22 protein-coding genes and 1 tRNA gene are annotated in these 25243 nt (G+C 65.9%); 12 read left to right on the plus strand and 11 right to left on the minus strand.

What is annotated here, in order from left to right; genetic code table 11:
* The gene (locus ACW176_RS06265) at nucleotides 1–363 is read left to right on the plus strand and encodes a DMT family transporter (RefSeq protein WP_492111296.1); all 363 of its coding nucleotides are present in this window, start codon (nucleotides 1–3) and stop codon (nucleotides 361–363) included.
* A 3-nt stretch (nucleotides 364–366) separates the two neighbouring features.
* Here ACW176_RS06265 and ACW176_RS06270 read toward each other — a convergent pair whose 3' ends face one another.
* A complete protein-coding gene (locus ACW176_RS06270) occupies nucleotides 367–624 on the minus strand; it encodes a DUF6471 domain-containing protein (RefSeq protein ID WP_492111297.1) in 258 nt (85 codons plus the stop codon).
* Between the two features lie 162 nt (nucleotides 625–786).
* Here ACW176_RS06270 and ACW176_RS06275 point away from each other — a divergent pair, with 162 nt between their 5' ends.
* The 5 genes from ACW176_RS06275 (at nucleotide 787) to ACW176_RS06295 (ending at nucleotide 8215) form a co-directional block, all read left to right on the plus strand.
* On the plus strand, nucleotides 787–2538 hold the full coding sequence (locus ACW176_RS06275) for a type I secretion system permease/ATPase (RefSeq protein WP_492111298.1): 1752 nt from the start codon (nucleotides 787–789) through the stop codon (nucleotides 2536–2538).
* Nucleotides 2535–3917: an HlyD family type I secretion periplasmic adaptor subunit gene (locus tag ACW176_RS06280; RefSeq protein ID WP_492111299.1), complete on the plus strand. Its 1383-nt coding sequence runs from the start codon at nucleotides 2535–2537 to the stop codon at nucleotides 3915–3917. Before ACW176_RS06275 ends, ACW176_RS06280 begins: the two co-directional genes overlap by 4 nt.
* Before the next feature lie 7 nt (nucleotides 3918–3924).
* A complete protein-coding gene (locus ACW176_RS06285) occupies nucleotides 3925–4668 on the plus strand; it encodes a sulfotransferase domain-containing protein (RefSeq protein WP_492111300.1) in 744 nt (247 codons plus the stop codon).
* A gap of 312 nt (nucleotides 4669–4980) precedes the next feature.
* On the plus strand, nucleotides 4981–6438 hold the full coding sequence (locus ACW176_RS06290) for a calcium-binding protein (protein ID WP_492111301.1): 1458 nt from the start codon (nucleotides 4981–4983) through the stop codon (nucleotides 6436–6438).
* Nucleotides 6439–6535: 97 nt separating this feature from the next.
* On the plus strand, nucleotides 6536–8215 hold the full coding sequence (locus tag ACW176_RS06295; protein ID WP_492111302.1) for a glycosyltransferase family 4 protein: 1680 nt from the start codon (nucleotides 6536–6538) through the stop codon (nucleotides 8213–8215).
* 525 nt (nucleotides 8216–8740) lie between these two features.
* Here ACW176_RS06295 and ACW176_RS06300 read toward each other — a convergent pair.
* The 3 genes from ACW176_RS06300 to ACW176_RS06310 form a co-directional block, all read right to left on the minus strand.
* Nucleotides 8741–9748, minus strand: coding sequence for a M23 family metallopeptidase (locus ACW176_RS06300; protein WP_492111303.1), 1008 nt, complete (start codon nucleotides 9746–9748; stop codon nucleotides 8741–8743).
* Nucleotides 9749–9883: 135 nt separating this feature from the next.
* A tRNA-Ala gene (locus ACW176_RS06305) sits at nucleotides 9884–9959 on the minus strand.
* A gap of 153 nt (nucleotides 9960–10112) precedes the next feature.
* Nucleotides 10113–10586: a TIGR02300 family protein gene (locus ACW176_RS06310; RefSeq protein ID WP_305312595.1), complete on the minus strand. Its 474-nt coding sequence runs from the start codon at nucleotides 10584–10586 to the stop codon at nucleotides 10113–10115.
* Between the two features lie 115 nt (nucleotides 10587–10701).
* On the opposite strand from ACW176_RS06310, the gene aroA reads away from it, so the two are divergent.
* The 5 genes from aroA (at nucleotide 10702) to mscL (ending at nucleotide 15790) form a co-directional block, all read left to right on the plus strand.
* A complete protein-coding gene (aroA, locus tag ACW176_RS06315; RefSeq protein ID WP_492111304.1) occupies nucleotides 10702–12030 on the plus strand; it encodes a 3-phosphoshikimate 1-carboxyvinyltransferase in 1329 nt (442 codons plus the stop codon).
* 2 nt (nucleotides 12031–12032) lie between these two features.
* Nucleotides 12033–12683 (plus strand): (d)CMP kinase, encoded by a 651-nt coding sequence (gene cmk, locus ACW176_RS06320; RefSeq protein WP_492111305.1) that lies wholly within the window; start codon nucleotides 12033–12035, stop codon nucleotides 12681–12683.
* Nucleotides 12684–12813: 130 nt separating this feature from the next.
* Entirely contained in the window at nucleotides 12814–14526 is a 1713-nt protein-coding gene (gene rpsA, locus ACW176_RS06325) for a 30S ribosomal protein S1 (protein WP_419319481.1), read from the plus strand.
* Between the two features lie 421 nt (nucleotides 14527–14947).
* Nucleotides 14948–15232: an integration host factor subunit beta gene (locus ACW176_RS06330; RefSeq protein ID WP_035048510.1), complete on the plus strand. Its 285-nt coding sequence runs from the start codon at nucleotides 14948–14950 to the stop codon at nucleotides 15230–15232.
* A gap of 90 nt (nucleotides 15233–15322) precedes the next feature.
* Nucleotides 15323–15790 (plus strand): large-conductance mechanosensitive channel protein MscL, encoded by a 468-nt coding sequence (mscL, locus tag ACW176_RS06335; protein ID WP_492111306.1) that lies wholly within the window; start codon nucleotides 15323–15325, stop codon nucleotides 15788–15790.
* Nucleotides 15791–15845: 55 nt separating this feature from the next.
* Here the strand turns inward: mscL and ACW176_RS06340 are convergent, their stop codons facing one another.
* From ACW176_RS06340 to acs, 4 genes are all read right to left on the minus strand, one after another.
* Nucleotides 15846–18695 carry a M16 family metallopeptidase gene (locus tag ACW176_RS06340; RefSeq protein ID WP_492111307.1) on the minus strand — a complete coding sequence of 950 codons (2850 nt, stop codon included), beginning with the start codon at nucleotides 18693–18695 and terminating at the stop codon, nucleotides 15846–15848.
* 74 nt (nucleotides 18696–18769) lie between these two features.
* Nucleotides 18770–19210: a thiol-disulfide oxidoreductase DCC family protein gene (locus ACW176_RS06345; protein WP_492111308.1), complete on the minus strand. Its 441-nt coding sequence runs from the start codon at nucleotides 19208–19210 to the stop codon at nucleotides 18770–18772.
* Nucleotides 19207–19776: an SRPBCC family protein gene (locus tag ACW176_RS06350; protein WP_492111309.1), complete on the minus strand. Its 570-nt coding sequence runs from the start codon at nucleotides 19774–19776 to the stop codon at nucleotides 19207–19209. The genes ACW176_RS06345 and ACW176_RS06350 overlap by 4 nt, the downstream gene beginning before the upstream one ends.
* A gap of 33 nt (nucleotides 19777–19809) precedes the next feature.
* Nucleotides 19810–21750, minus strand: a complete 1941-nt coding sequence (acs, locus tag ACW176_RS06355; protein ID WP_492111310.1) for an acetate--CoA ligase — start codon at nucleotides 21748–21750, stop codon at nucleotides 19810–19812.
* Nucleotides 21751–21879: 129 nt separating this feature from the next.
* On the opposite strand from acs, the gene ACW176_RS06360 reads away from it, so the two are divergent.
* Nucleotides 21880–22632 (plus strand): creatininase family protein, encoded by a 753-nt coding sequence (locus ACW176_RS06360; protein WP_492111311.1) that lies wholly within the window; start codon nucleotides 21880–21882, stop codon nucleotides 22630–22632.
* A gap of 33 nt (nucleotides 22633–22665) precedes the next feature.
* On the opposite strand, the gene ACW176_RS06365 is transcribed toward ACW176_RS06360, so the two are convergent.
* The 3 genes from ACW176_RS06365 to ACW176_RS06375 form a co-directional block, all read right to left on the minus strand.
* A complete protein-coding gene (locus ACW176_RS06365) occupies nucleotides 22666–24468 on the minus strand; it encodes a methyl-accepting chemotaxis protein (RefSeq protein WP_492111312.1) in 1803 nt (600 codons plus the stop codon).
* A 110-nt stretch (nucleotides 24469–24578) separates the two neighbouring features.
* A complete protein-coding gene (locus ACW176_RS06370) occupies nucleotides 24579–24944 on the minus strand; it encodes a Rieske (2Fe-2S) protein (protein WP_492111313.1) in 366 nt (121 codons plus the stop codon).
* A gap of 9 nt (nucleotides 24945–24953) precedes the next feature.
* Nucleotides 24954–25235, minus strand: coding sequence for a YciI family protein (locus tag ACW176_RS06375; RefSeq protein WP_492111314.1), 282 nt, complete (start codon nucleotides 25233–25235; stop codon nucleotides 24954–24956).
* Between the last annotated feature and the right edge of the window lie 8 nt (nucleotides 25236–25243).

Below are 25243 nucleotides of genomic sequence, written 5' to 3' on the forward strand. Positions count from 1 at the left end.
ATGCAGATGTCGCTGAAGGACATCCTGCTGTGCCTGGCGTTCTCGGTGACGCTGCCGATCGGCCAGATCCTGTTCAAGGTCGCCGCCAATCACAGCCAGTCGATTACCGGCGGGGTGATCGCCAAGGTCGTGCTAAATCCGCCCCTGATCGGGGCCTTCGCCTGGTACGGTCTGACGGCGCTGTTCTGGTTCTACATCCTGACTCGCATTCCGCTCAGCTCGGCCTATCCGTTCTCGATCCTGGGGTCGGCCCTGGTGCCGCTGCTGGCCTGGGCGTTGTTTCGCGAGCAGGTGACCCTGCAGGCCGCGGCGGGGTTTGCGGTCATGCTGCTGGGCTTCTTCATGATCGTCCGCGCCCGCTAGGCCTTAGTCCGCCCTGCCCAGACGGACGCTTTCGCAGCCCATTGCCATCAGGCATTCGAAGAAAAACGCTGCGGTAAATGAGCCGCGGCTGATCTTGTTGCGAAGATTGGCCTCGCTTTCAGTCACGCCGCGCTCGGCCAGAAGGCGCGCCAGATCGGCATAGGTCAGGTTGCGCCGCCTGAGCTCGGCCTTGAGCACGCCCTTGACGTGATCGGTCGATTTGACTGTGCGCGTTGCAACCATTTGCGCAACATACATCATCGAATATGATACGAAAACCGTTGACACGCCCGAAAGTGCAGATCATTTCTCGGCCGCCCGTCTGGACCCCGTCCAGCGGGGCGGGGATCACCACTGGCCTGCATCCGTTACGATGTCAGCCTGATGGGATCAGGTTCACGGCGGGGATGAGTCAGCGGCGAAATGAAGCGACCAAATCTCAAGATCGAAACCAATGGCCTGCTGATGCGGGCCCTGCGCGAGGGACGCGGGCCTCTGCTGGCCGCTGCGGGGTTCACGTTGGTGTCGAGCGTGCTCTACATGGCGCTGCCCCTGTTCACCAATCAGGTCTATGGGCGCGTGCTCGTCAGCCAGAGCGTGCCGACGCTTCTGGTGCTGACCGTGGGCGCCCTGTTCGTGTTCGCGGTCTCGTCCGTGATCGACTTCTTTCGCGCCAGGGTTCTGGTCAATTTCGGGTCGGCTTTCGATCATCGTGTTTCGGGGCAGGTGTTCTCGGCGCTGTTCGACGGCATCAGCCGCCGGGAGCGCGCGATGTCCTCGCAGGCGCTGCGGGATCTGGATGTGTTCCGGCAGGCCCTGACCGGCGCCCCGATGCTGGCCCTGTTCGATCTGCCGACGGTCCCGTTGATGATGATCGTCCTGTTCATAATCGATCCCTGGGTGGGCGGACTGACCCTCATCGGCGGCGCAGTCCTGCTGATCCTGGTGATTATCCAGGACCAGGCGACGCGCATTCCCCTAAAGGAGGCCAATGACGCCGCGCTAAAAAGCTACGGTTTTACCGACGCCGGCCTGCGAAACAGCGAAGTGGTGCGCGCCATGGGCATGCTGCCCAGCATCGGCGCCCTGTGGTTCCGCTTTCGCCGTGAATCGATGGGCCAGAGCGTTTTGGCCAGCGATCAGGCGGGTGTCTGGTCGAACGCGATCAAGTTTGTCCGCATGGCGATCCAGGTGCTGATCGTCGCTCTTGGCGCCTTGCTGACGATCGAACACAAGATTGGCCCAGGGCTCCTGTTCGCCAACATGATCCTGTCGTCCCGCGCCCTGGCGCCGATCGACCGCGCCGTCGGCGCCTGGGCCAACGTCATAGCCGCCAGTCAGGCCTATGAGCGGCTGACGGCGCTGTTGAACAGCTATAAGGCCCCCGAGGCGGCCACCAGCCTGCCGACACCTACTGGTCGTCTGGCCGTCGAGGCCGTAAGCTTCGCGACGCCCGACGGTTCGCGCATGCTGTTGCGCAACATCGCTTTCTCGATCAATCCCGGCGAAACCGTGGGAGTCATCGGCCCGTCCGGCGCCGGCAAGTCCACCCTGGCGCGCTTGCTGGTCGGGATCTGGAAGCCGGCCGCTGGCACGGTCCGTCTGGACGGCGCTGATGTCTTCACCTGGGAGCGCGGCGCGTTCGGCGAGCATGTGGGTTATCTGCCGCAGGACACCGAACTGTTCGGCGGCAGCGTTCGCGCCAACATCGCCAGGTTCTCGACCACCGTCACCGACGAGGAAGTGGTTGAGGCGGCCAAGATGGCGGCCGTGCACGACCTGATCCTGCGACTCCCCAAGGGCTATGACACCGATCTGGGCCAGGACGGGGTCATCCTGTCGGTCGGGCAGCGGCAGCGGGTCGGACTGGCGCGCGCCCTTCTGCGCAATCCTCGACTGATCGTGCTCGACGAGCCCAACGCCAACCTCGACGCGGTGGGTGAAGCGGCGCTCATGTCCGCCTTGGAAACCCTCAAGGCCCGGGGCGCGACGGTTGTCATGGTTTCGCACAAGCCGTCGATCTTCCGGACTGCGGACAAGATGCTGGTCCTGCAAGACGGTCAGGTCGAGCTGTACGGTCCACGTGACGCTGTGCTCGCCAAGCTCGCCGCTAAGGCCCAGCCCGCCGCGGTTCCATCGCCCCAAGCCACCAAGTCGATCGAGGCCAAGTCGTGAGCAATTTCCTCAAGCTCCTGGGCCGACCAGCGGCGGAGAACGACGCCCCTTTGCTTGGCGGTCCCGAAGTGCCGCAGTCGGAAGCCGAGAAGCAGAATGTCCGGGCCCCGATTGTCGCAGGAAGTCTGGTCATCGGCGTCTTCGTGCTGGGTTTGGCGCTCTGGGCGTCGGTCTCGTCGATTTCAGGCGGCGTCGTCGCCCCGGGCCAGGTCCGCGTCGAGAGCAACCGAAAGTCGCTCAAGAGCCGTGACCCCGGTGTGGTGCGCGGCATCTATGTTCGCGACGGCGACAAGGTTGTCGCCAACCAGGTGTTGCTGAAATTCGACGACACCGTCGCCAAGGCCCAGGTCGCCATTCTGGAGGGTCAGTACTACACGATGCTGGCGCAGCGCGCCCGAAGTGAGGCTGAGTCCACCGGCCAGCGTAGCTTTGTCTTTCCGGCCGAGTTGCGTGAAAAGGCGGCGACGGATCTCAACGTCGTGACGCTGATGCGCAACGAGGAGTTCCTTTTCCGGTCTCGCCTCGACGCCCTGAAGGGGCAGGCCGATATTCTCCAACAGCGCGTCGTGCAGTTGCGCGAACGGCAGAGCGGCATCCAGCTCCAGATCGATTCGATTGACGAGCAGGCCCGCCTCAGCCGCGAGGAGTTGCAGGGGTATCAGACACTCTATGAAAAGGGCTATGCGCCCAAGACGCTGCTGCTTCGCCTGCAACGGGCCCTTGCTCAGGCCGAAGGCCAGCGCGGCGCCCTGCTCTCGGACAAGACCCGGACTCAGGAACAGATCGGCGAAACCCAGCTGCAGCTGAACTCCATCTATCAGGAGCGCTCCAGCGAGGCCGCCGAGAACAAGCGCAAGGCCGATGCCGCCTTGGCCGATATCAGCCCGCGCCTGGGGGCCTCTCGTGAATCCCTTGCAGGCATGGTCGTACGGGCGCCGGTCGACGGCATCGTGCTCAATCTTACCCAGCATACGCTTGGCGGCGTCGCCGGCGCCGGCGAGTTGCTGATGGACGTCGTGCCGCTGAACGCTCCGCTGGTCGTACTGGCCCAGATCCGTCCGGGTGATATCGACGAGGTTCGCGTCGGCATGAAGGCGCAGGTCGATCTTGCCGCCTATAACGCCATGAAGGTGCCCAAGGTCGCCGCCACGGTGCTGCATGTCTCGGCCGATGCGCTCAGCAATGACAAGACCGGCGAGAACTATTTCGTCGCCGAGCTGAAGATCGACCCGACCGACTTCCAGCGCCTGCCCAAGGGGGTGCGTCTCTATCCCGGCATGCCGGCCAACGTCATGATTACGACCAGCAAGCGGACAGTGATGTCCTATCTGCTGGGTCCTATCGGAGACATTTTCGATCACGCTCTGCGTGAATCCTGAGGGCGTTGTGGACGATCGTCACGTCGCTTTCCTGATCGCGGGCGTCCAGAAGGGCGGGACCACGGCGCTGTTCGACTATCTGGTCGAGCACCCGGCGCTCGACCTGCCGGCGATCAAGGAAGCCCACTTCTTCGACGACGAGCGGGGCGTCGATTGGGCTGCGCCTGACTATGCCCGGTATCACGCGCTGTTTTCGCGGCCGGCTCCGGCCCTCAGGGGCGAGGCGACGCCGATCTACGTCTATTGGCCCCAATGCCTGGAGCGGATCGCCGCCTATAACCCCGCGATGAAGCTGATCCTGCTTTTCCGGGACCCGGTGGAGCGGGCATGGTCTCACTGGCGGATGGAGTACGGGCGCGGCGCTGAGACCCGCCCCTTTGCCTGGTGCATTCGCGAGGGCCGCCATCGTGTCGCGACGGACGCTGTCACGCCGGGATTTCATCGCGAGTATAGTTATGTAGAGAGAGGCTTCTATGGGGCTCAGCTTGAGCGCCTCTATAAGCACTTTCCCAGGCGCCAGACACTTCTGTTGACCTCGGAGGATCTGGCCGCCAATCCGGGGCCCGTCCTGGCGCGGGTGACGGAATTTCTCGAGGTCCCGCCGTTTCCGGGCAAGATTGAGGCGCGCAGGTCACACGTAGGCCGGGAAATGCGCCCATCCGACCATCCGACGGCGGAAGACGTTGCTCTTTTGCGAAGCATATATGCCTCCGATCAAGTGCTTTTTGCCGAACTCGCCGGGCGAGGTTAAGCTAGATCAACCTATGAGATTCATGCGCCCGCAGCCTGCTCCGGCCATAAAGCGCTCTCCGTGACGCCGGCAGTGGCTTGATTTTGTTGCAAATTTATCACCGCTGGGCTTGGCGTGAAATCACGAAGGGCCTGTGTGTTTCGGCAGTTGCGCAAATTCCGTGGATTGGATAACTATAGCGCGGGCTTGTTTGACCTTGGTCGTCACCCTCGGGGGAACGATTAGGTACGGCTAAGGAACGCAGGTTCTCCACCTCCGTGGTGGGGGCGCAGGCGGTCTTGCGGCCCATTGACACGATTTTGGAGAACAAGAATGACTGCCTACGTTTTTGAAACCATCACCGAAGCTCAGGCCCTGGCGTTCACTTCGCCCGACACCCTGACGTTCTCGAACCAGTCGGCCACCGCCGCTGGCGTCACCTACACCCTGGCCGACGCCACGCCGACCGCCACCGCCAAGATCACCCTGACCTTCGGTGACCGTTCGGTTGTGTTCGAGCAAGACGGCCTGACCGAAGTCACCTTCTCCGATGGATCGAAGTTCGACATCGGTGCTGGTGCCCTCGTCACGAGCACCGACTTCGCTGACGCCCTCTATGCGACCGGCGCGGCGACCATCGACGGCGGCAACGGCGCCGACTACGTCTCGGGCTCGACTGGCACTGACAGCATCATCGGCGGCAACGGCAACGACACCGTTGTCGGCGGCGCTGGCACCGACGTGCTGGCCGGCGACAACGGCAACGACGTCCTGAACGGCGACTCCGGCGCTGACACCATCAGCGGCGGTAACGGCACCGACACCGTCAACGGCGGCACCGGCGCTGACACCATCACCGACGGCGACGGCACCGCCGCCAACGACGTGTTCAACGGCGGCAACGACGCTGACACCATCACTGGCGGTTCGGGCAACGACACCATCAATGGCGACAACGGCAACGACAGCCTGGTTGCCGGCGCTGGCACCGACACCATCTTCGGTGGTTACGGCAACGACACCATCGTGCTGAACGCTGCCGGCAGCTGGGCCCAGGGCAACCAGGGCACCGACACCATCACCGGCGACGCGGGTAACGACACCATCTACGGCGGTCAGGACAACGACACCCTGGCTGGCGCGGCTGGCAACGACTTCCTCCAGGGCAACCTGGGCAACGACACCATCACCGACGTGTCGGGCAATGACACCATCCGTGGTGGCCAGGGCAACGACACCATCACCGACACCGCCGGCAACGACCTGATCTTCGGCGATCTGGGCGCTGACACCATCGACGGCGGTACGGGCAACGACAGCATCGAGGGCGGCGACGACTCCGACTCGATCACCGGCGGCACGGGCAATGACTCGCTGGCCGGCGGCGCAGGCGACGACACCATCACCGGCGGCACGGGCCAGGACTTCATGGCCGGCGGCGCTGGTGCGGACACCTTCGTGTTCACGGCGGGTACCGACGCTACGCTCGCCGACTCGACCAACTCGATCTCGGACGTCATCAGCGACTTCTCGGCTGAAGACTTCATCGATATCGATGTGGCCGGCGCCTCGACGAACTACTACGAAACCACCGCCGACACCTACACGGCGGCGCTGACTGCTGCGAACTCCAAGTTCTCGGACAGCGCGCTGGTTCAGTATGTTGCGGTTCAGGTCGGCTCTGACGTGTACGTCTTCGTTGACGCCACGGCTGCCGGTACGACGACGGACAACGTCATCGTCCTGCTCGGCTCGGATCTGTCGGACGTGTCTTCGGCGTCCTTCGTCTAAGATCCCAACGACTAGACCAAGATTGCGGGGCCATCCTTCGGGATGGCCCCCTTTTTTTGCCCGCAATTCCTCTAAGGCGACCAGCCGGTCGGAGTTCATGTCAAACGCTGTCATCTATCTGAACCCCGAAGCCTTCGACACGTCCTCAAAGACCCTGATGGGCCGACATGCCGCCGGCGAGAGCTTTCTGCGCGGCTATCTGCGTCATGCCGATGTCGACGCCTATCATTTCTGGAACGTCGCCGACCGCCCGCCGAAAGATCTTCAGGCCTTCGTCAATCGGGTCGAACCGATCCGCAAATCGGCCTCTTATATCCAAAGCCAAAATCGCCATGCCCTGGCCGGCGTCGGCGTGGTCAATTTCGCGGCCCCGCGCCTGGCGGCGGAGGCCTGGGCCCGCCGTCCGTTGGGTGACAGCGCCTATGCCATCTGCGGCATTACCCACACCACAGCCAGTGACCAGGTCATGGACATGATCGGCCAGATGCTGATCGCACCGGTCAAGCCCTGGGACGCCCTGATCTGCACCTCGCGCGCCGTCCGCGCCGCCGTGGAAACCCAGTTCGAAGCAACCGCCGCCTACCTGGCCGACGTCCATGGCGCGACCCATATTCCCAGACCTCGGCTGGAAACCATTCCGCTGGGCGTCAACGTCGACGACTTCATCACCACCCCGGCCCAGAAGGCGGAATGGCGCGAAAAGCTGGCCATCCCAGAGGATACGGTGGTCTGCCTCTATGTCGGGCGCTTCAGCCCGGCCGCCAAGATGAACCCCATCCCCATGGGCATGGCGCTAGAAAGGGCGGCCGCCATCTCCGGCAAGAAGATCGCCTGGGTCGTGGCCGGCTGGGCCGGCAGCGACGAAGCCACCCAGAACTATCACAAGGCCAGCCGCGAGGCCTGTCCCAGCATCCAGTACATCCCCCTCGACGGCCGCCTGCCGGACGTGCGGTTCTCGATCTGGGCCGTGGGCGACTTCTTTCTGTCCCTGTCGGACAATATTCAGGAAACCTTCGGCCTCACCCCGGTCGAGGCCATGGCGGCGGGCATGCCCAATGTCGTGTCCGACTGGGACGGCTATCGCGACACTGTACGGCACGGCATCGACGGATTCCGCATCGCCACCTATGCGCCGGGGCCCGGCAAGGGTGAGGACATGGCCTATCGCTATGCCAACCAGTGGCTGCGCTACGACGCCTATGTCGGCGCTGCGAGCCAGACGACGGTGGTCGATGTCGATGAGGCGGCCCGGGCGATCGCGACCCTGGTCAGTGATCCCGACCTGCGGCGCAAGATGGGGGCCAGTGCCCGCGAGCGCGCCGTCAAGGACTTCGACTGGGCGACTGTCATCAAGTCCTACCAGACACTATGGGGCGAACAGAACGCCCGGCGCCTTGCCGAAGGGGTTCAGGTTTCGCGGCCGCGAAATGTGCCCAACAACCCATGGCGAATGGACCCCTTCACGCTGTTTGCGTCCTATCCGACCGAATATCTGACGCCGACGACCATGGTCCGACTCAACCCCGAGGTGACCTGGGACAAGGTCAGGCGGATGGTTCACGAGCCCATGGCCCGGATCGGCGCGAGCGTGCTTCCCACCGAAAAGGAACTGGAGGCTCTGGTCGAAGCCCTGGCCCTGGTTCGTCAGAGCAGTGTCGCTGACCTCACAAGGCCGCACCCCCCGACGCGAAGCGTCATGCTCGAGCGTGGGGTTCTTTGGCTGGCCAAATATGGCTTCGCCACGGTGATCGGAAGGTCGGACGCCATACCGGCTTGACGGCATGGACCGGCCCCCTGCCCGCAGACGATTTCAGCAGTTCTGGACCGATAGCCTCGGTCCGGAACTCTAGTGATTTGTATTCATAGCCCTCTTGGACCGTCCACCGAAAGCGCCAACCCGCCAGGTGCAGTGGAGTTCGGAGGCGCCAAGCGCCGTCCACTCTGACCGCTGTTTGCATCCGGGGAGCTGCGGGCTGTGACAGACACCATGCGGCTTGGTGGATGGTCAGCGGTCGCCAACCTCAACCCGAGCGGCGCGCCAAAGCGTCCATGTTGCCGTCGGAACAGCGCCCGCCAACCGCGAAATCACGAAAATCGGATCAAATGGCGCAGCGAACGAAGCTTGGCAGCAAGAGACAGCCCAAAAACTCGAACGGCCGAGCCGCAAAACCATTAAGTTTCGCAACCCGGCCGGAGTGACACAGCCGCGCTGGAGAACAAGGCTGAGATCAGAATATGCCACAGATCAGGTTCACCTGAAAGGGGAAACGCCCGTCAATCAGGGGCCGTCGACACAAGATCGTTAAATTGTGATCGACCAGGTGGTATCGACCACCTTGACGCCCCCATTCATCACAACATAGCGGCCTTCGTAGCGCCCCTTGCGCCAGCCGCCGGCCGGCGGCTTCTTGCCTGTGAACAGCACATACTGGGCCTTGGCGCTTGTCAGCGGGGCCACCTGATTGTCGCCCAGGACCATGCCGTCCGGCCCCGTGAGGGTCAAGCGAGCCTGGTCGCCGACCTTGAGGCCGAGGGATCGCACATAGGCCACCAGCGGCGTCGCTGCGCCGGGCGTGGGCAGGTTTCCGGCCTCGACCTCGGCCATGCCGGCGGGCCCCGCCGCGAATCCCTTGTTGAGCACGGCTCGCGGCCTGTAAGCCAGCTTGCCGGCCGCCGCAGCCGTCCACAGCCCGCCGCCCGAGCTACAGGCCCCGGCGGCGCCCGGAGCGGGCGCGAAGGGGTCGACCACCTCATTGTTGCGTCGCACGGTAAAGTGCAGATGCGGATATTCGGTCTGTCCCGATAGCCCGACCTGACCCAGGGGCTGGCCCCGCTTGACCGCCTGACCGGCTTTCACGACCAGCGAACCCCGACGCATGTGGCAGTACTGGGTGACCAGGCCGCCGCCATGGTCAATCACCAGGCCATTGCCGCATTCCTGGCCTTTCACCGCCTCAAGGCCGGTTGTCTTCACCGAGATGTCGGCCACCCCGTCGCGCACCCTGGACACGGTCCCGTCGGCCGCCGCCAGCACCGCCACGCCGGCCTTCTGGGCCCGAAGGTCCGGCAAGCGGAAATCGACGCCGTTGTGGCCTTCATAGGTCAGGGAGCCGCACCGGAAGTCCCTGGCCCCGGGGCCTGGATCGCGGTCGACGAGGTTCTGAACCTCGCAGCTGACGCCGATCTCGCACTGGATGGGGAGAGACAGCCCCGCGCCCTGAGCGCCTCCGACATCGGGCGCCAGGGCCAGCAAGGGCAGGCATCCCAGGGCCGACAGGGCCAGACACGACATCGCCAGCAGGGGCCGCATGGATCTTCTCCGCCTCGTCGCCCGCACGCGCCGCGGGGCCGACAGGAATGATCGCAAGTGAGGGCGGAAGTTTGTCGAGCCGTCGGGGGGGGGCAGACATGGAAACGGCCGCTCCCTTTAGGGAAGCGGCCGTTTTGGTGGAGCTTAGCGGAGTCGAACCGCTGACCTCTTGCATGCCATGCAAGCGCTCTACCAGCTGAGCTAAAGCCCCGAGGTCCTTGGTTTCCCAAGAGAACCCTGGTGTGTCCCGCCTGTTCCGATCTGGTCGGGCCCGGCGAGGCGCGGAACCTATGCCGGGAGGATTTTTGGATCAACCCTCCCGGCGAACTTTTTTCGAAGAATTTTTCGAATGTCGTTCGAGGTCTTAGCGATCGTCGTCGTCGGCGCCCGGAAGGCCTTCGATTTCGTTCTCGAGAGCGTCTTCGTCCTCGTCCTCGTCTTCGAGGAAGGGCACGTCGTCGGCTTCGTCTTCGGCGAGATCCTCGTCCTCGGCGAAGTCGACGCCCAGGTCGTCACCGCCCGCAGGGGTCGGCGTACCCGGATCGGCGTCCTCGTCATCAGTCTCGATGACGTCGGGCTCGACCTTGTCGATTTCCGGGGTCTCATCGACCTCGTCCTCGAAGCCGTCCTCATCCTTCGGAGGCGGAGCGGGCTTCTCGTCCTCGGCGTCATAGTCCGGCGTGACGGCGCGCGCGCGGACGCGGCGCGATTTCAGCGCCTCTTCCGGGTCGAACGACTCGCCGCACTTGGGGCACAGCGCCGGGCGACGGCCCAGGTCATAGAATTTCGATTGGCAGTTGGGGCAAATTTGTTTTGCGCCCAATTCGGGATTGGCCAAGAGGCGAACCTTTGATCCAGATGGGAAAAGCGGCCGGTGACTTGCCATGGCCAAGGCCCGCTGTCAAAAGCAAACCCCTCGCGAACCCCACCATGATCAGGGAGCCGGTTACGGCATGACGGCGGCTGGACTGAAAAGCGGGCCCAGCGGAGCCCTTCGAGGCACCGTTCGCGCCCCGGGCGACAAGTCGATTTCGCACCGTTCGATGATCCTGGGCGCTCTGGCCAGTGGCACGACCACGGTCGAGGGCCTGCTCGAGGGCGACGACGTGCTGGCGACCGCTCGGGCCATGCAAGCCTTTGGCGCACGGGTCGAGCAGGAAGGCGTCGGCCGATGGCGCATCGAGGGCCAGGGCGGTTTCGCCGAGCCGACCGATGTCATCGACTGCGGCAATGCCGGCACCGGTGTCCGCCTGATCATGGGCGCGGCGGCGGGCTTTGCCATGTGCTCCACCTTCACCGGCGACGCATCCCTGCGCGGCCGGCCTATGGGCCGGGTGCTGGATCCGCTGGCCCGCATGGGCGCGACCTGGCTGGGGCGCGACAAGGGTCGCCTGCCCCTGACCCTGAAGGGCGGCAATCTGCGCGGCCTGGCCTATCGCCTGCCGATGGCCTCGGCCCAGGTGAAGTCGGCCGTGCTGCTGGCCGGTCTGCATGCCGAGGGCGGCGTCGAGGTGATCGAACCCGAAGCCACCCGCGACCATACCGAGCGCATGCTGCGCGCCTTCGGAGCCGAGGTGATCGTCGAGGACCGTGACGGCGTTCGCCATATCCGCCTGCCCGAGGGCCAGAAGCTGACCGGGACGCATGTCTCGGTGCCGGGTGATCCGTCGTCGGCGGCTTTCCCGCTGGTCGCCGGCCTGATCGTTCCGGGTTCGGAGGTCACGGTCGAGGGCGTGATGCTCAACGCCCTGCGCACCGGCCTGTTCACGACGCTGCAGGAGATGGGCGCGGATCTGGTGATCTCGAACGTCCGGATGTCCAGCGGCGAGGAGGTCGGCGACATCACCGCCCGCTATTCCCAGCTGAAGGGCGTGGTCGTGCCGCCCGAGCGCGCCCCGGCGATGATCGACGAATATCCCATCCTGGCGGTCGCGGCCGCCTTCGCCGACGGTCCGACCGTCATGCGCGGTATCGGCGAGATGCGGGTCAAGGAAAGCGACCGCATCGCACTGACGGCGGCGGGCCTCACGGCCTGCGGCGTCACGGTCGAGGAAGAGCCCGAAGGCATGACGGTCGTCGGCACGCGGGGCGGCAATCATCCCGTGCGCGGCGGCGGCCTGGTCCACACCCACGGCGATCACCGCATCGCCATGAGCCATCTGATCCTCGGCATGGCCGCCCAGCAGGGTGTGGCCGTTGACGAGCCGGGCATGATCGCCACCAGCTTCCCGGGCTTCGCTGACCTGATGCGCGGCCTCGGCGCGGATCTGGCGGAGGCCTGAGCATGGGATTCGTGATCGCCGTTGACGGTCCCGCCGCCTCGGGCAAGGGCACGGTCGCCAGTCGGCTGGCGGCGCTCTACGGCTATGCGATGCTGGACACCGGCCTGCTCTATCGCGCTGTCGGCGTGCGATTGCTGGCGACCGGCGGCGATCTGGATGACGCCGCCGCCGCCGAGGCCGCAGCCAAGGGGCTGGACCTGGCCGAACTGGAGGGGGCCGAGGTTCGCACCCGCGCCGCCGGCGAGGCGGCCAGCCGGGTTGCCGTCCATACCGGTGTCCGCGCGGCCCTGTTTGATCTCCAGCGGCAGTTCACGACCCGCGAGCCCGGTTCGGTGATCGACGGGCGAGACATCGGCACGGTCATCGCCCCCGATGCCCCGGCCAAGCTTTACGTGACCGCGACACCGGAGATCCGGGCGGAACGCCGGTGGAAGCAGCTGTCCGGACAGGGCGAAGCTGTCGCCTACGCCGATGTGCTGGCCGACATCCACAGGCGCGACGCGCGGGACTCAGGCCGCGACAGCGCGCCCATGACCCAGGCCTCAGACGCCGTCTTGCTCGATACGTCGGAAATGACTATAGAGCAGGCCTTCGATGCGGCCCGCCGCATTGTCGAGACGGCGCGCGCCCGGTCGGGAAACCTCCCGGGCTAATCTAACGCCCGCCTCGCCGCCGCTTAGGAAGCCGCGGTCCGCATGAAAATCCTTATCACCCGGAATCCCCAGAACCGTCATTCGGCGGCTTCACGACGGGGCGTCCCTCAACACGAGACTAAACATCAGCATGGCTGACGATATGAGCTTCAACCCGACGCGCGACGATTTCGAAGCGCTGCTTAACGATTCCATGGGCGGCCGCGACTTCGCGGAAGGCACCGTCGTCAAGGGTATCGTTGTCGGTATCGAGAAGGACTTCGCGATCATCGACGTCGGTCTGAAGACCGAAGGTCGCGTTCCCCAGAAGGAATTCGGCGTTGATGACGCCGGCAAGCCCACCATCAAGGTCGGCGACCACGTCGAAGTCTTCCTGGAACGCCTGGAAAACGCCCTCGGCGAAGCGGTCATCAGCCGCGAAAAGGCCAAGCGCGAAGAAGCCTGGACCCGTCTGGAAGGCGTCTACGCCCAGAACGTGCCCGTCATGGGCGCCATCGTCGGCCGCGTCAAAGGCGGCTTCACCGTCGACCTGGGCGGCGCCTCGGCGTTCCTGCCTGGTTCGCAAGTCGACATCCGCCCGGTGCGCGACGTCGGCCCGCTCATGGGCAAGGAACAGCCCTTCGCCATCCTCAAGATGGACCGTCCGCGCGGCAACATCGTCGTCTCGCGTCGCGCCATCCTGGAAGAAGCCCGCGCCGAGCAGCGCACCGAACTGGTGTCGCAACTGCAAGAGGGTGAAATCCGCGAAGGCGTCGTCAAGAACATCACCGACTACGGTGCGTTCGTTGACCTGGGCGGCATCGACGGCCTGCTGCACGTCACCGACATGAGCTGGAAGCGCGTCAACCACCCGAGCCAAGTGCTCGCCGTGGGCGACACCGTGAAGGTCCAGATCGTCAAGATCAACCCGGACACCCAGCGCATCAGCCTCGGCATGAAGCAGCTGCAGTCCGATCCGTGGGACGGCGTGGAAGCGAAGTACCCGGTCGGCGCCAAGTTCACGGGCCGCATCACCAACATCACCGACTACGGCGCGTTTGTTGAGCTGGAAGCCGGCGTTGAAGGCCTGGTCCACGTTTCGGAAATGTCCTGGACCAAGAAGAACGTCCACCCCGGCAAGATCGTCTCGACCTCGCAAGAAGTCGACGTGGTCGTGCTGGACGTCGATCCGTCCAAGCGTCGCGTTTCGCTGGGCCTCAAGCAGGCTCTGGCCAACCCGTGGGATTCGTTCCTCGAAACCCACCCGGTCGGCTCGACCGTCGAAGGCGAAGTCAAGAACGCGACCGAGTTTGGTCTGTTCATCGGCCTCGACAACGACATCGACGGCATGGTGCACCTGTCGGACATCGACTGGAGCGCCTCGGGCGAAGAAGCCATGGCTCGCTACAAGAAGGGCGACATGGTCAAGGCGAAGGTTCTCGACGTCGACGTCGAGAAGGAGCGCATCTCGCTGGGCATCAAGCAGCTGGGTGGCGATCCGATGTCGGGCGACACCTATCGCAAGAGCCAGACCGTCACTGTGACCGTGACCGAAGTGACCACCGGCGGCATCGAAGTTCGCTTCGGCGAAGACGACGCCCTGATGACCGCGTTCATCCGCAAGTCGGACCTGTCGCGCGACCGTCAGGAACAGCGCCCCGAGCGCTTCGCTGTGGGTGACCGCATCGACGCTCAGATCACCAACATCGACAAGGCGGCTCGCCGCGTTTCGATGTCGATCAAGTCGCTGGAAATGGCCGAAGAGAAGGAAGCCATCGAGCAGTTCGGCTCGTCGGACTCCGGCGCTTCGCTGGGCGACATCCTGGGCGCGGCTCTGCGCGAGCGGGCCACCCCCAAGGAATAGTCTTCCGCCCCTTCACCGGGACTGAAGTCAGCGGCGGCCGGAGCGATCCGGCCGCCGTTTTTCTTTGCGCCCATCCTGCGTCTTGTCCGGCTAAGTCCTTGGACGGCGACGCCTTTGGTGAAGACAGCGCTCACCCTGATGATCCCGATCGACGGTCTAAACTGCGCGTTTCCCCGGTCCGGACGTCACGAGATGCGTTTCAACCGAAATCCCAGGCAATTTGCGAGAAGCTTGCGCACTTTCGCCGGGATCCGGCATGCAAACCCAGATTGGGGGATGGAATCCGGGATATCCTGTCTGTGTCGCTTCGAATGGGCGCCCAGGTCGGGCGGGAGAATCTCAACCTGCCTCTTGAAGACTCAACCACCCTTGGGCAAAGGTCCGCACGCGCCAGTTCCTCCCTCCGGCGCCGGGGATATCGATGATCAAGTCTGAACTCATCGCCAGGCTCGCGAATGAAAATCCGCACCTGACGCAGAAAGACGTCGAGCGCGTTGTCGGCGTCATTCTGGAGCGCATGATCGGCGCTCTGGAAGGTGGCGGTCGCGTCGAACTTCGGGGCTTTGGCGCCCTGTCGGTGCGCTCGCGCCCGGCGCGCTCCGGCCGCAATCCGCGCACGGGCGAAACCGTCGATGTGCGCGCCAAGCATGTGCCGTTCTTCAAGAGCGGCAAGGAACTGCGGGCCCGGCTCAACGCCGACGAGTAGTCAGGCGGATCGCCTGGCCCAGCCTTGACCAGACCGACCGAACGCCGCCAGTTTCGCCCCTTCAGCAAGGCTAGTCGGCGAGACCCTGTCATGAGCGTCATCAAGGAATTTCGCGAGTTCATCTCGCGCGGCAATGTCATTGATCTGGCCGTGGGCGTGATCATCGGCGCGGCCTTCAACGGCATCGTCAAGAGCCTGGTCGACCAGGTGATCATGCCGCCGATCGGTCTGCTGACCGGCGGCCTCGACTTCTCCAAGCTGGAATGGGTGCTCAAGCCCGAAAACGCGGCCACCGAGGCCGTGGAGAAGGTCGCCGTTCAGTACGGGGCCTTCATCAACACCCTGATCCAGTTCCTGATCGTGGCGGCTGTGGTCTTCCTGCTGGTCAAGATCGTCAACGGCATCCGCCGCGCCGACGCCGCAGAGCCCGCGCCGGAAGCGCCCGCCGCCCCAACGGCCCAGGAGGTCCTGTTGACGGAGATTCGGGATCTGTTGGCCAAGGGCGGGGCGCCCAAGGCGCCTGTCGCCAAGAAGGCTCCGGCGACCAAAGCACCATAATCTTGTCATCCCGGAAGCCTCGCAGAGGCTTCCGGGATGACAAAGCTTGGGAGAGCTATTTCCCGTTGGTCAGAGTCGGGCTGTCGAGGTCCAGTTTGGCGGCCGGGATCACCGTGGCGTTCGGCACAGCGGCGGGCAGGGTGTCACCCATCGCTTTCAGATCGCCGGCCACGATGATGCTGGTCTGGGCGGGGTCCATCATCGACTCGGCGAAGGCCTGAACGTCGCTGGCGCTGACGGCCTCGACCTTGCTCGCATAGCTCTGGATCTCGTTCAGCGGCACGCCATAGACGGCCAGGTTGCCCAGGATGTCAGCTAGGCCTTCCGAGGTGCCGAGGTCACGGCCAAAGCCGCCGACCAGAACCGACTTGCGCGCCGTCAGTTCGCTGGCCGAGGCCGGCTCGGCCGCCAGACGGGTCAGTTCGGCCTGGACCAGGCTGACCACCTGACCGGCGGACTCGTTCTTGGTCTGCACCCGGGCCGAGAAGCCGCCGAACTGGCCCTGCGGGGTCAGGCTGGAACCCGCGCCGTAGGACAGGCCGCGCTTGATGCGGATTTCCTGGTTCAGACGCGAGGAATAGCCCACGCCCAGCACAGCATTGGTCACCAGGCCCGAATAGTAGTTGGGGTCGGCGCGGGTGATGGCCGGCTTGGCCAGGGTCACGGCCGCCTGTCCGGTGCCGGGCAGGTCAATGACCACATTGCGCGGCTTGTAGCCGGTCGGTGCGGCCGGCGTGGCCGGCGGCGGGGTGGCGGGTTTCTTCCAGCCGCCGAACGCGGTCTGCGCCAGGGCAAAGCCGGCTTCTGGCGACAGGTTGCCGGTCAGGACCAGGACGGCGTTGTCCGGACGCCAGGCGGCCGAGTGCAGCTTGACCAGGTCCTCGCGCTTGATCTTCGGCAGCGAGCCGGGCGTGCCGCCGGCCACGTGGCCATAGGCCGAGCCGGCATAGAGCACCGGGGCTGTGGCGTAGGCCGCCAGACTGCCCGGGCGCTGATAGGCGACCGACAGGCCATCCAGGGTCTCGGCGCGAACACGGTCCAGCTCCTCGGCCTTGAAGACCGGGTTCTGGGCGACGTCGGCCATGATCGCCATGGCCGGGCCAGCCTTGTCGGCGATGACGCTGAGGGTCAGGGACGAGGCTTCCCAGCCCGAGCCGGCCGCCAGATTGGCGCCCAGGGCTTCGGTCTGGCGGGCGATATCGACCGCGCCGCGGGTCTTGGTGCCCTCGGTCAGAAGGTCGGCGGTCAGGCTGGACGCGCCGGCCAGGCCGGCGGGATCAGAGCTGGCGCCGCCCCGCACGGTCAGGTCGGCGGTGATCAGCGGCAGGTCGCTGGACTTAGCCACGATCACCCGCAGACCGTTGGCCAGGGTCTTCTCGACCGGCGAGGGCAGGACGGCGGCGATCGGGGCGGCGACGGCAGGGATCTTCTGGCGCTCGCCCTCGGGGGCCAGGGTGAAGACCGTGCCGTTGAACTTCACCGAGGCGACCTTGGGCGGGGCCGGGGTGTTGTCCTTCTCGCCGGCCGGCCTGGCTGATTCCGGCAGGTAACGGATGGACGTGCGGCGATCGTCGGCCAGCCACTTTTTCGCGACCCGCTGGACGTCGTCGGCCGTCACCGCCTGCAGTTGTGCAAGGTTGGTGTTGGCGCGGGCCGCGTCGCCGTCGGTCAACAGGGCGTAGCCGATGGCGAAGGCGCGGCCGTCGATCTCTTCACGGCGGCGCACGGCGTCCGCCAGCAGGCCGGTCTTGGCCTCGGCCAGTTCAGCGGCGGTCGGCGGGGCGTCGCGCAGGCGGGCGACCTGGGCCAGCAGGGCGGCCTCGCCCTGATCCACCGTCTTGCCGCCGCCCATGATCGCGCCGACATAGAACAGGCCGGGCTGGGCGTTGGTCGGGCCCGAGGAGAACACCGACTGGGCGATCTGCTGCTCATAGACCAGGGTGTCATACAGCCGTGACGACTTGCCGGCTGACAGGATGGCGTCCAGCACGGCCAGGGCCGGGGCGTCCTGATCGGCCGAGGCCGGAGCCAACCAGGTGATCGCCACCGCCGGCAGCGGCACATTGGGGCCATAGGTGTTGACGGTCTTCGGGCCGGTGCGCGGCGGCTCGACCACCGTGACCCTGGGCAGCGGCGTGGCCGGCGCCTTCAGCGGCGCGAAGTACTTGTTGGTCAGGGCGGTCAGCTGGGCGTCGTCGAAATTGCCGGCCACGATCAGGGCGGCGTTGTCGGGGCGATAATAGGTGGCGTGGAAGGCGCGCACGTCATCGACGGTGGCCGCGTCCAGCTCCTCGATCGAGCCGATGCCCGGGCGCTTGTAGGGGTGAGTGGTGAACGACTGCTGCGGCACATAGAGGGCGAACAGACGGCCATAGGGATCGGCCAGAACGCGCTGGCGCAGTTCTTCCTTCACCACATCGCGTTCGGAGGCGAAGCCTGCCTCGTCGATCACCAGGGTGCTCATGCGGTCGGCTTCGGCCCACAGCAGCCGCTCCAGATGATTGGCCGGCACCACCTCGTAGTAGTTGGTGAAGTCGTCATAGGTGGAGGCGTTGTTGAAGCCGCCGACATCCTCGGTCAGCCGGTCGAGGGTCTCGTTGGGCATGTTGCGCGTGGCCTTGAACATGATGTGTTCAAAGAGGTGCGCGAAGCCCGAACGGCCTTCAGGATCGTCCTTCGAGCCGACGCCGTACCAGACCTGCACCGTCACATTCGGCGTGGTCGCATCGCGGGCCGTGAACACCTTCAGGCCATTGGCCAGCACGCGCTCCTGGTAGACGATCGGCGGCACGCTGATGGACGGCGCGCCCATCTTGTCTTGGGGCGCCGCGAAGGCCATGGGCGACAGGGCGGTGGTCGAAAGAGCCAGCGCCACGAGGGCGGCCTTGGCGACGGGACGGATCATTCGGGGTGAGCTCCAGCAAACGCGGTTGCGCCGACCCTATCATCGCCCCGCCGGCGCGAAAGCTTACCGTCTTGTCATGAAGCGATTGTCGGAGGCTCCAGGATGAACCGGGCTTGCTGGGCGCGCGAGGGGACCATGCAGGCGTCCTTCTTCCCCATCAGCCGATAGCGGTTGGCGGCCAGCCAGTCATAGGCGGCGTCGGCCGGCCGCCTGGGCAGGCGATCGACAAAGGCCAGCCAGCGCCACGGCGCGTTGAGCCGGCGCAGCACGGCGCCGATGGCGGCGGTCTTTTCCAGGCCCCGGCCATGGTCGATGAACAGGAAGCTGGCGGGACTGTCCGGGTCGATCCCGTGGGCGATGGCCAACTGGCGGCCATAGGGCGACTGGATCGGCGTGAAGCGGATGACGCCCTCGCGATCCAGCCTCAGCACTAGTTCGACCGAGCCAGAGCAGAGATTGCACACGCCGTCGAACAGCCACAGGCCATCAGGCAGGTCCTGCGAGGCCGGGCTCACTCGGCCTCCTGGCATTCCCGGCGCAAGGCCCTCAGGGCGTCGGGGACGTCGCGGCGCATCAGGCCGCTGAGCATGGGCGCCGGCAAAGCGAAGGGCGCTGCCGCCCACATCTCATAGGTCACGCGGGTGGCGGTCCCGGACTTGATCGGCTCCAGCGTCCAGGACCCATCGCACGCGCGGATGTCGCCGCCGATGCAGGTGAAGCGGATGCTGCGCTCAGGGTCCAGGTCGACGCGCGAGGTCGAGCGCAGGGTCGGCAGGAAGAAGCCCCACTTGACCAGATGCTCGCGCCGTTCCGAGCGGCCGTCCACTGCGCGGGACAGCACCCGGCAGCGCTTGACCCCCGGGGTCATGCGGGCGGCGCGATCACAGTCGAGGATCGTTCGCCAGACCACGGCCACGGGGGCGGGAATATCGATAGCCGCCCTCACCATGCCGCCGCGTCCTCTGGCGTCGGCATGGGCCTCGATGGGGATCTCGCCCGCCCGCAGGCGGTCAGTCCAGGCACCGTCGGCCAGAGCCGGGCTGGCCAGAAACATCAGGGCAAGGGAAAGTCGCCGGCTCATCATACTAACGCTAACGCGCCGATGGCCTCGCCGTCACGCGCCGGCGCGATTTTTCACCAGATCATCGACGACCGACGGATCGGCCAGGGTCGAGGTGTCACCCAGGCTGGTGAGGTCGTTCTCGGCGATCTTGCGCAGAATGCGGCGCATGATCTTGCCCGACCGGGTCTTGGGAAGGCCCGGGGCCCACTGGATGACGTCCGGCGCGGCGAACGGGCCGATCTCGTGGCGGACCCACAGCACCAGCGCCTTGCGCAGATCATCGGTCGGGGTGACGTCGGCGTTCAGGGTCACATAGGCATAGACGCCCTGACCCTTGATGTCGTGCGGGCAACCGACCACGGCGGCCTCGGCGACGGTCTCGTGGGCGACGAGCGCGCTCTCGATCTCGGCTGTGCCCAGGCGGTGGCCCGAGACATTGATCACGTCATCGACCCGGCCGGTGATCCAGTAATAGCCGTCGGCGTCGCGGCGGCAGCCGTCGCCGGTGAAGTACTTGCCGGGATAGGTGCTGAAATAGGTCTCGAAGAACCGGCCGTGGTCGCCATAGACCGTGCGCATCATGCCCGGCCAGCTGTCGGTGATCACCAGGTTGCCTTCGGTCGCGCCGTCCAGAACCGCGCCTTCAGCGTCGACCAGCTGCGGCTTGACGCCGGGCAGGGGCTTGGAGGCCGAGCCGGGCTTCAGGGCGGTCGCGCCCGGCAGGGGCGTGATCAGCATGCCGCCGGTCTCGGTCTGCCACCAGGTGTCGACGATCGGCAGTTTCGCCTTGCCAACCACGCGGTGGTACCAGAGCCAGGCCTCCGGATTGATCGGCTCGCCGACACTGCCCAGCAGGCGCAGGGACGAAAGATCGTTTTTGGTGACGTGCTCGTCGCCCTCGCGCATCAGGGCCCGCAGGGCTGTGGGGGCGGTGTAGAAGATCTCGACCTTGTGCTTGTCGATCACCTCCCAGAACCGGCTGGGGGTGGGATAGTTGGGCACGCCCTCGAAGATCAGGCTGGTCCCGCCATTGGCCAGCGGGCCGTAGACGACATAGCTGTGGCCGGTTACCCAGCCGACATCGGCGGTGCACCAGAACACCTCGCCGGGTTTGTAGTCAAAGACGGCCCAGAAGGTCCAGGACGCCCAGGCCAGATAGCCGCCGGTCGTGTGCAGCACGCCCTTGGGCTTTCCGGTCGAACCGGAGGTGTAAAGGATGAACAGCGGATCCTCGGCGTTCATCGGTTCGGGCGCGCATTCGGCCGAGACCGCCTCACGCACGTCCTGCCAGACGATGTCGCGGTTCTTGACAAGCGGCACGTCGGCGCCGGTCCAGCGGACCATCAGCACCTTGCCGACCCACGGGCAGCTTTTCAGCGCCTCGTCGATATTGGCCTTCAGCGGCACGCGCTTGCCGCCGCGCTTGCCCTCGTCGGCGGTGATCACGAAGTGCGAGGCGCAGTCCTGGATGCGGCCGGCGATGCTGTCAGGCGAGAAGCCGCCGAACACCACCGAATGCACGGCGCCGATCCGGGCGCAGGCCAGCATGGCCACGGCCGCGATCGGGATCATCGGCAGATAGATCGTCACCCGGTCGCCCTTCTGGACGCCCTGCACCTTGAGGACGTTGGCCATGCGGCAAACCTCCTCGTGCAACTGGCCATAGGTCAGGGTGTCGGAGGTTCCCGGCTTGTCGCCTTCGAAGATCAGGGCGACCTCGTCCTTCTTGTGCGGCAGGTGGCGGTCGATGCAGTTGGCGCTGACGTTCAGCACCCCGTCGGCGTACCAGCGGATGCGGAAGTCGTCCTTGTTGAACGACACGTCCTTGATCTGGGTGGGCGCCTTGATCCAGTCCAGTCGCTCGGCCATGTCGCGCCAATAGCCCTCGGGATCGGCTTCGACGCGGGCGAGGGCGGCTTCATAGGCGGCGGCGTCGATATGGGCCTGCTGCGCCAGGGCCTCTGGAACCGGGAAAACCTGTCCGTCGCTCACGCCATCTACTCCCTTGGTCTTGTTGCGGCCGGAGTATGCGAAGGCGACGACGGGGCGCAAGGATACCATTGCGGTTTCTTGCGCGATCCGACCGCGCTATGCCGACTTAGCGCCGTTCAGGAGTCCCTCATGCTGCTCGCCCTCTCCACCTGGTCCGAGATCGAGACCTTCCTGCAGACCTCCAGGACCGTGGTCGTGCCCATCGGCTCCAACGAGCAGCACGGGCCCACGGGACTTCTGGGCACGGACTGGCTTTGCCCGGAGATCATCTCGCACGAGGCCCAGAAGCTGTCCGACGCCGTGCTGGTGGCCCCGACCTTCAATATCGGCATGGCCCAGCACCATCTGGCCTTTCCGGGCACGATCTTCCTGCGGCCCTCGACCTTTATCGCGGCCATCGGCGACTGGGTGCGGTCGCTGGGCGCGCATGGCTTTGAGCGGATCTATTTCCTCAATGGCCACGGCGGCAATGTCGCCTCGATCGAGGCGGCGTTCTCCGAGATCTATGCCGACTACAGCTTCCGCGGCGCGCGGGCGCCGTTCGCCCTGAAGCTGAAGAACTGGTGGGACCTGGCCGGCGTCAACGCCCTGGCCAACCGGCAATTCCCGGTGGGTCACGGCAGCCATGCGACGCCGTCCGAGATCGCGGTGACCCAGTGGGCCTATCCGGAAACCATCAAGACCACGGCCTATGAGCCGAAGATCGCGCCCACCGGCCCGATCCGCGAGGCCCTGGACTTCCGCGCCCGCTATCCCGACGGCCGCATGGGCTCGGACCCGGCCCTGGCCACGCCGGAAAAGGGCGGCGAACTGGTGGCGATGGCGGCCAAATCTCTGATCGAGGATCTGGCGGCCTTTTCGGCGGAGAAGGCTCCAGCCTAAAAGCACACAAGTCTTGTTTGCTTTGAACGCGGTTTAAGCCGCCCGCCGCTGGGCGACCCGGCCATCGGCGATCCGCAATTCACCCATGCGCTCGGCCAGACGTGTGGCTTCCTGAGCCAGAGCGTGGCTGGCGGCGGTGGTCTCCTCGACCATGGCCGCGTTCTGCTGGGTGACCTGGTCCATCTGGTTCATGGTCGTATTGACCTCGGCCAGGCCACGGGCCTGTTCCTGGGCAGAGGCCGCCATGGCGCTGACGAGGGAGTCGATCTGGTCGACCTCGTCGGCAATGGCGCGCAGGGCCTCGCCCGCCTTGCCGACATATTCGACCCCCTGGCCGACCTCGGCCGCGCTGGTGGCGATCAGGGTCTTGATCTGCTTGGCGGCGTCGGCTGAGCGCTGGGCCAGGGCCCGGACTTCCTGGGCGACGACGGCGAAGCCGCGGCCGGCCTCGCCGGCCCGGGCGGCCTCGACCCCGGCGTTCAGGGCCAGAAGATTGGTCTGGAAGGCGATCTCGTCGATCACACCGATGATCTGGCCGATCTGGCTGGAGGACTTTTCAATCGCGCCCATGGCGCTGACGGCCTGGCCCACGACCGCGCCGCTGTTGCCGGCGGCGGCCCGGGCCGCTTCGACCACCTTGCGGACGCGATTGGCCCCTTCGGCGGTCTGGCGCACCGTGCTGGTGATTTCGTCAAGGGCGGCGGCGGCCTCTTCGAGGCTGGCGGCCTGATGCTCGGTGCGGCGCGACAGGTCGTCAGCGGCCTCGGTAATCTCGGCGGTGCCGCCATGGATCAGTGAAACCCCTTCCAGCGAGGCGGCGATCACACCCGACAACTTGTCGACAGCAGCGTTGTAGTCGATGCGCAGGCGCTCATACCCTTCGGGGAATTGCTGGTCGATGCGGTGCGAAAGGTCGCCGTTCGACAGGTGGCGCAAGGCGTCGCCCAGGTTGCCGACCACAGCGTTCTGGGCCGCATCTTCAGAGGCGCGGCGGGTCTCGGCGGCGCGGCGTTCGGTTTCCAGGGCCTCGCGGACATCGGTGGCTTCGAGCTCCTTCTGACACGCCTCGACGGCGTCGCGGAAGGCGTGGACGGCGGAGGCCATCTCGCCGATCTCGTCCTTGCGCCCCATTTTGGGCGGGACAGCCGAGAGATCGCCGGCCGCCAGTCGCCGCAGGCAGCGGGTGATCTCGGACAGAGGCGCGATAAGGACCCTTTGGGCGGCCAGGATCAGGCCCACGGCCAGGGCGGCGGCCGACAGCAGCAGGGCCCCCATCACGATCTGGCCCAGGACCCCAAGGCGTCGGGCGGCTTCCGCATCGCCGGTGGCGGCCACCTCAATGCGATCTGAGGCCTGCTCCATCTTGTCTTCAAGGGCGGAGAACTGGATGTTGAAATCTGGCAGCAGGCCGCGCGCCGCGATGGGATCTGTATCGGCGATGGCGATCAGGCCCGAGGCGGAGGCGATGTAGGCGCCCAGCGGGGCCTCGACGTCCTTCAGGGCGGACTGGATGGCTGGATCGTGGGCGAGTTGTTCTGCGGTCTTGATATCTTCTTCGAAGGCCGCGACGTGCTCGGCGAGGTCGGCGCGAACGGCCTTGATGTCGAACCCCAGGGCCGGGTCGCTGGACATGATCGCGCCGCCTACGTCGCCACGCAGGGCGTCATGCATCATGTCGGCGTGCATGTGCTGTCGCAGGATCCGGGCTGATGTGGAGGCGCGTTCCAGGGCCCTGTCGAGGCTGAAGGCCACCCAAAGTCCGGTGCCCGCCGTCGCCGCGCAGAGGAGGGCCGCGCCGCCGCACGCCCCGATAATCTTCTGGCCCAGTGACGCCATTTGACCGTCTCTCCCGTCAGAAATCGCTTCCGCTACGGAAGATCATGGCGCCGACATGTCTAACGGATCTTAACTCTACCTTGGCGGGGAAGCGACAAAACGTCGCGCGGTCAGGTAGTGCGCACCTCACCCGCCTGGATCCGCACCGGCCAGGGCGTCAGGGTCTGGCCCGGGCAGGGACCGGCCAGGCAGACGCCGTCCTCGATGCGGAACAGGGCCGCGTGGCCGCCGCACAGGATCAGGTCGTTGTCGCGGGTCAGATATCGGCCGGCGAAGCCCGCCATGGGCCAGCCGGCATGCGGACAGCTGTCGACATAGCCGAACACCGCCTCACCCTGTCGGACGACAAAGCCGGCGAACATCGCCTCGCCGTCCCGAAACCTGAAGCCCCGGGCGCCGGGCGAGGGGATCTCGTCCAGGGCGCAGAGCAGGGTTCCGGCGGCCGGGCGAGCCCTGTTGTCGGGGTCGGCGTGCATGCTCGGACGCTAGAGTTCGCCGATCGCCAGGCGCCAGGGACGGACCTCGACGCGCTCGAACACGCCGGCGGCGGTGAAGGGGTCGTTGTCCGCCTGGGCCTGGGCGGCGGCCAGGTCGTCGGCTTCGACGATCAGCAGCGAGCCGATCGGATTGCCGTCTTCGCCCAGCAGGGCGCCGGCCAGCTTTAGCCCGGTCGACGTCTTCAGATAGTCGAGATGAACAGGACGGGTGGCCAGACGCGTCTCAAGGGCGCCGGGCTTGTCCGTGCAGGTGATGGCGAAGAGGGGCATGGGACGGT

This window comes from Caulobacter sp. FV1ye13L (assembly GCF_058681155.1).

Excerpts from the sequence above, each read along its gene's own strand:
- ACW176_RS06265 (WP_492111296.1), top strand. The coding sequence starts at position 1 with ATGCAGATGTCGCTGAAGGACATCCTGCTGTGCCTGGCGTTCTCGGTG.
- ACW176_RS06270 (WP_492111297.1), bottom strand. The coding sequence starts at position 624 with ATGATGTATGTTGCGCAAATGGTTGCAACGCGCACAGTCAAATCGACC.
- ACW176_RS06275 (WP_492111298.1), top strand. The coding sequence starts at position 787 with ATGAAGCGACCAAATCTCAAGATCGAAACCAATGGCCTGCTGATGCGG.
- ACW176_RS06290 (WP_492111301.1), top strand. The coding sequence starts at position 4,981 with ATGACTGCCTACGTTTTTGAAACCATCACCGAAGCTCAGGCCCTGGCG.
- ACW176_RS06295 (WP_492111302.1), top strand. The coding sequence starts at position 6,536 with ATGTCAAACGCTGTCATCTATCTGAACCCCGAAGCCTTCGACACGTCC.
- ACW176_RS06300 (WP_492111303.1), bottom strand. The coding sequence starts at position 9,748 with ATGCGGCCCCTGCTGGCGATGTCGTGTCTGGCCCTGTCGGCCCTGGGA.
- aroA (WP_492111304.1), top strand. The coding sequence starts at position 10,702 with ATGACGGCGGCTGGACTGAAAAGCGGGCCCAGCGGAGCCCTTCGAGGC.
- cmk (WP_492111305.1), top strand. The coding sequence starts at position 12,033 with ATGGGATTCGTGATCGCCGTTGACGGTCCCGCCGCCTCGGGCAAGGGC.
- rpsA (WP_419319481.1), top strand. The coding sequence starts at position 12,814 with ATGGCTGACGATATGAGCTTCAACCCGACGCGCGACGATTTCGAAGCG.
- ACW176_RS06330 (WP_035048510.1), top strand. The coding sequence starts at position 14,948 with ATGATCAAGTCTGAACTCATCGCCAGGCTCGCGAATGAAAATCCGCAC.
- mscL (WP_492111306.1), top strand. The coding sequence starts at position 15,323 with ATGAGCGTCATCAAGGAATTTCGCGAGTTCATCTCGCGCGGCAATGTC.
- ACW176_RS06340 (WP_492111307.1), bottom strand. The coding sequence starts at position 18,695 with ATGATCCGTCCCGTCGCCAAGGCCGCCCTCGTGGCGCTGGCTCTTTCG.
- ACW176_RS06350 (WP_492111309.1), bottom strand. The coding sequence starts at position 19,776 with ATGAGCCGGCGACTTTCCCTTGCCCTGATGTTTCTGGCCAGCCCGGCT.
- ACW176_RS06360 (WP_492111311.1), top strand. The coding sequence starts at position 21,880 with ATGCTGCTCGCCCTCTCCACCTGGTCCGAGATCGAGACCTTCCTGCAG.
- ACW176_RS06365 (WP_492111312.1), bottom strand. The coding sequence starts at position 24,468 with ATGGCGTCACTGGGCCAGAAGATTATCGGGGCGTGCGGCGGCGCGGCC.
- ACW176_RS06370 (WP_492111313.1), bottom strand. The coding sequence starts at position 24,944 with ATGCACGCCGACCCCGACAACAGGGCTCGCCCGGCCGCCGGAACCCTG.
- ACW176_RS06375 (WP_492111314.1), bottom strand. The coding sequence starts at position 25,235 with ATGCCCCTCTTCGCCATCACCTGCACGGACAAGCCCGGCGCCCTTGAG.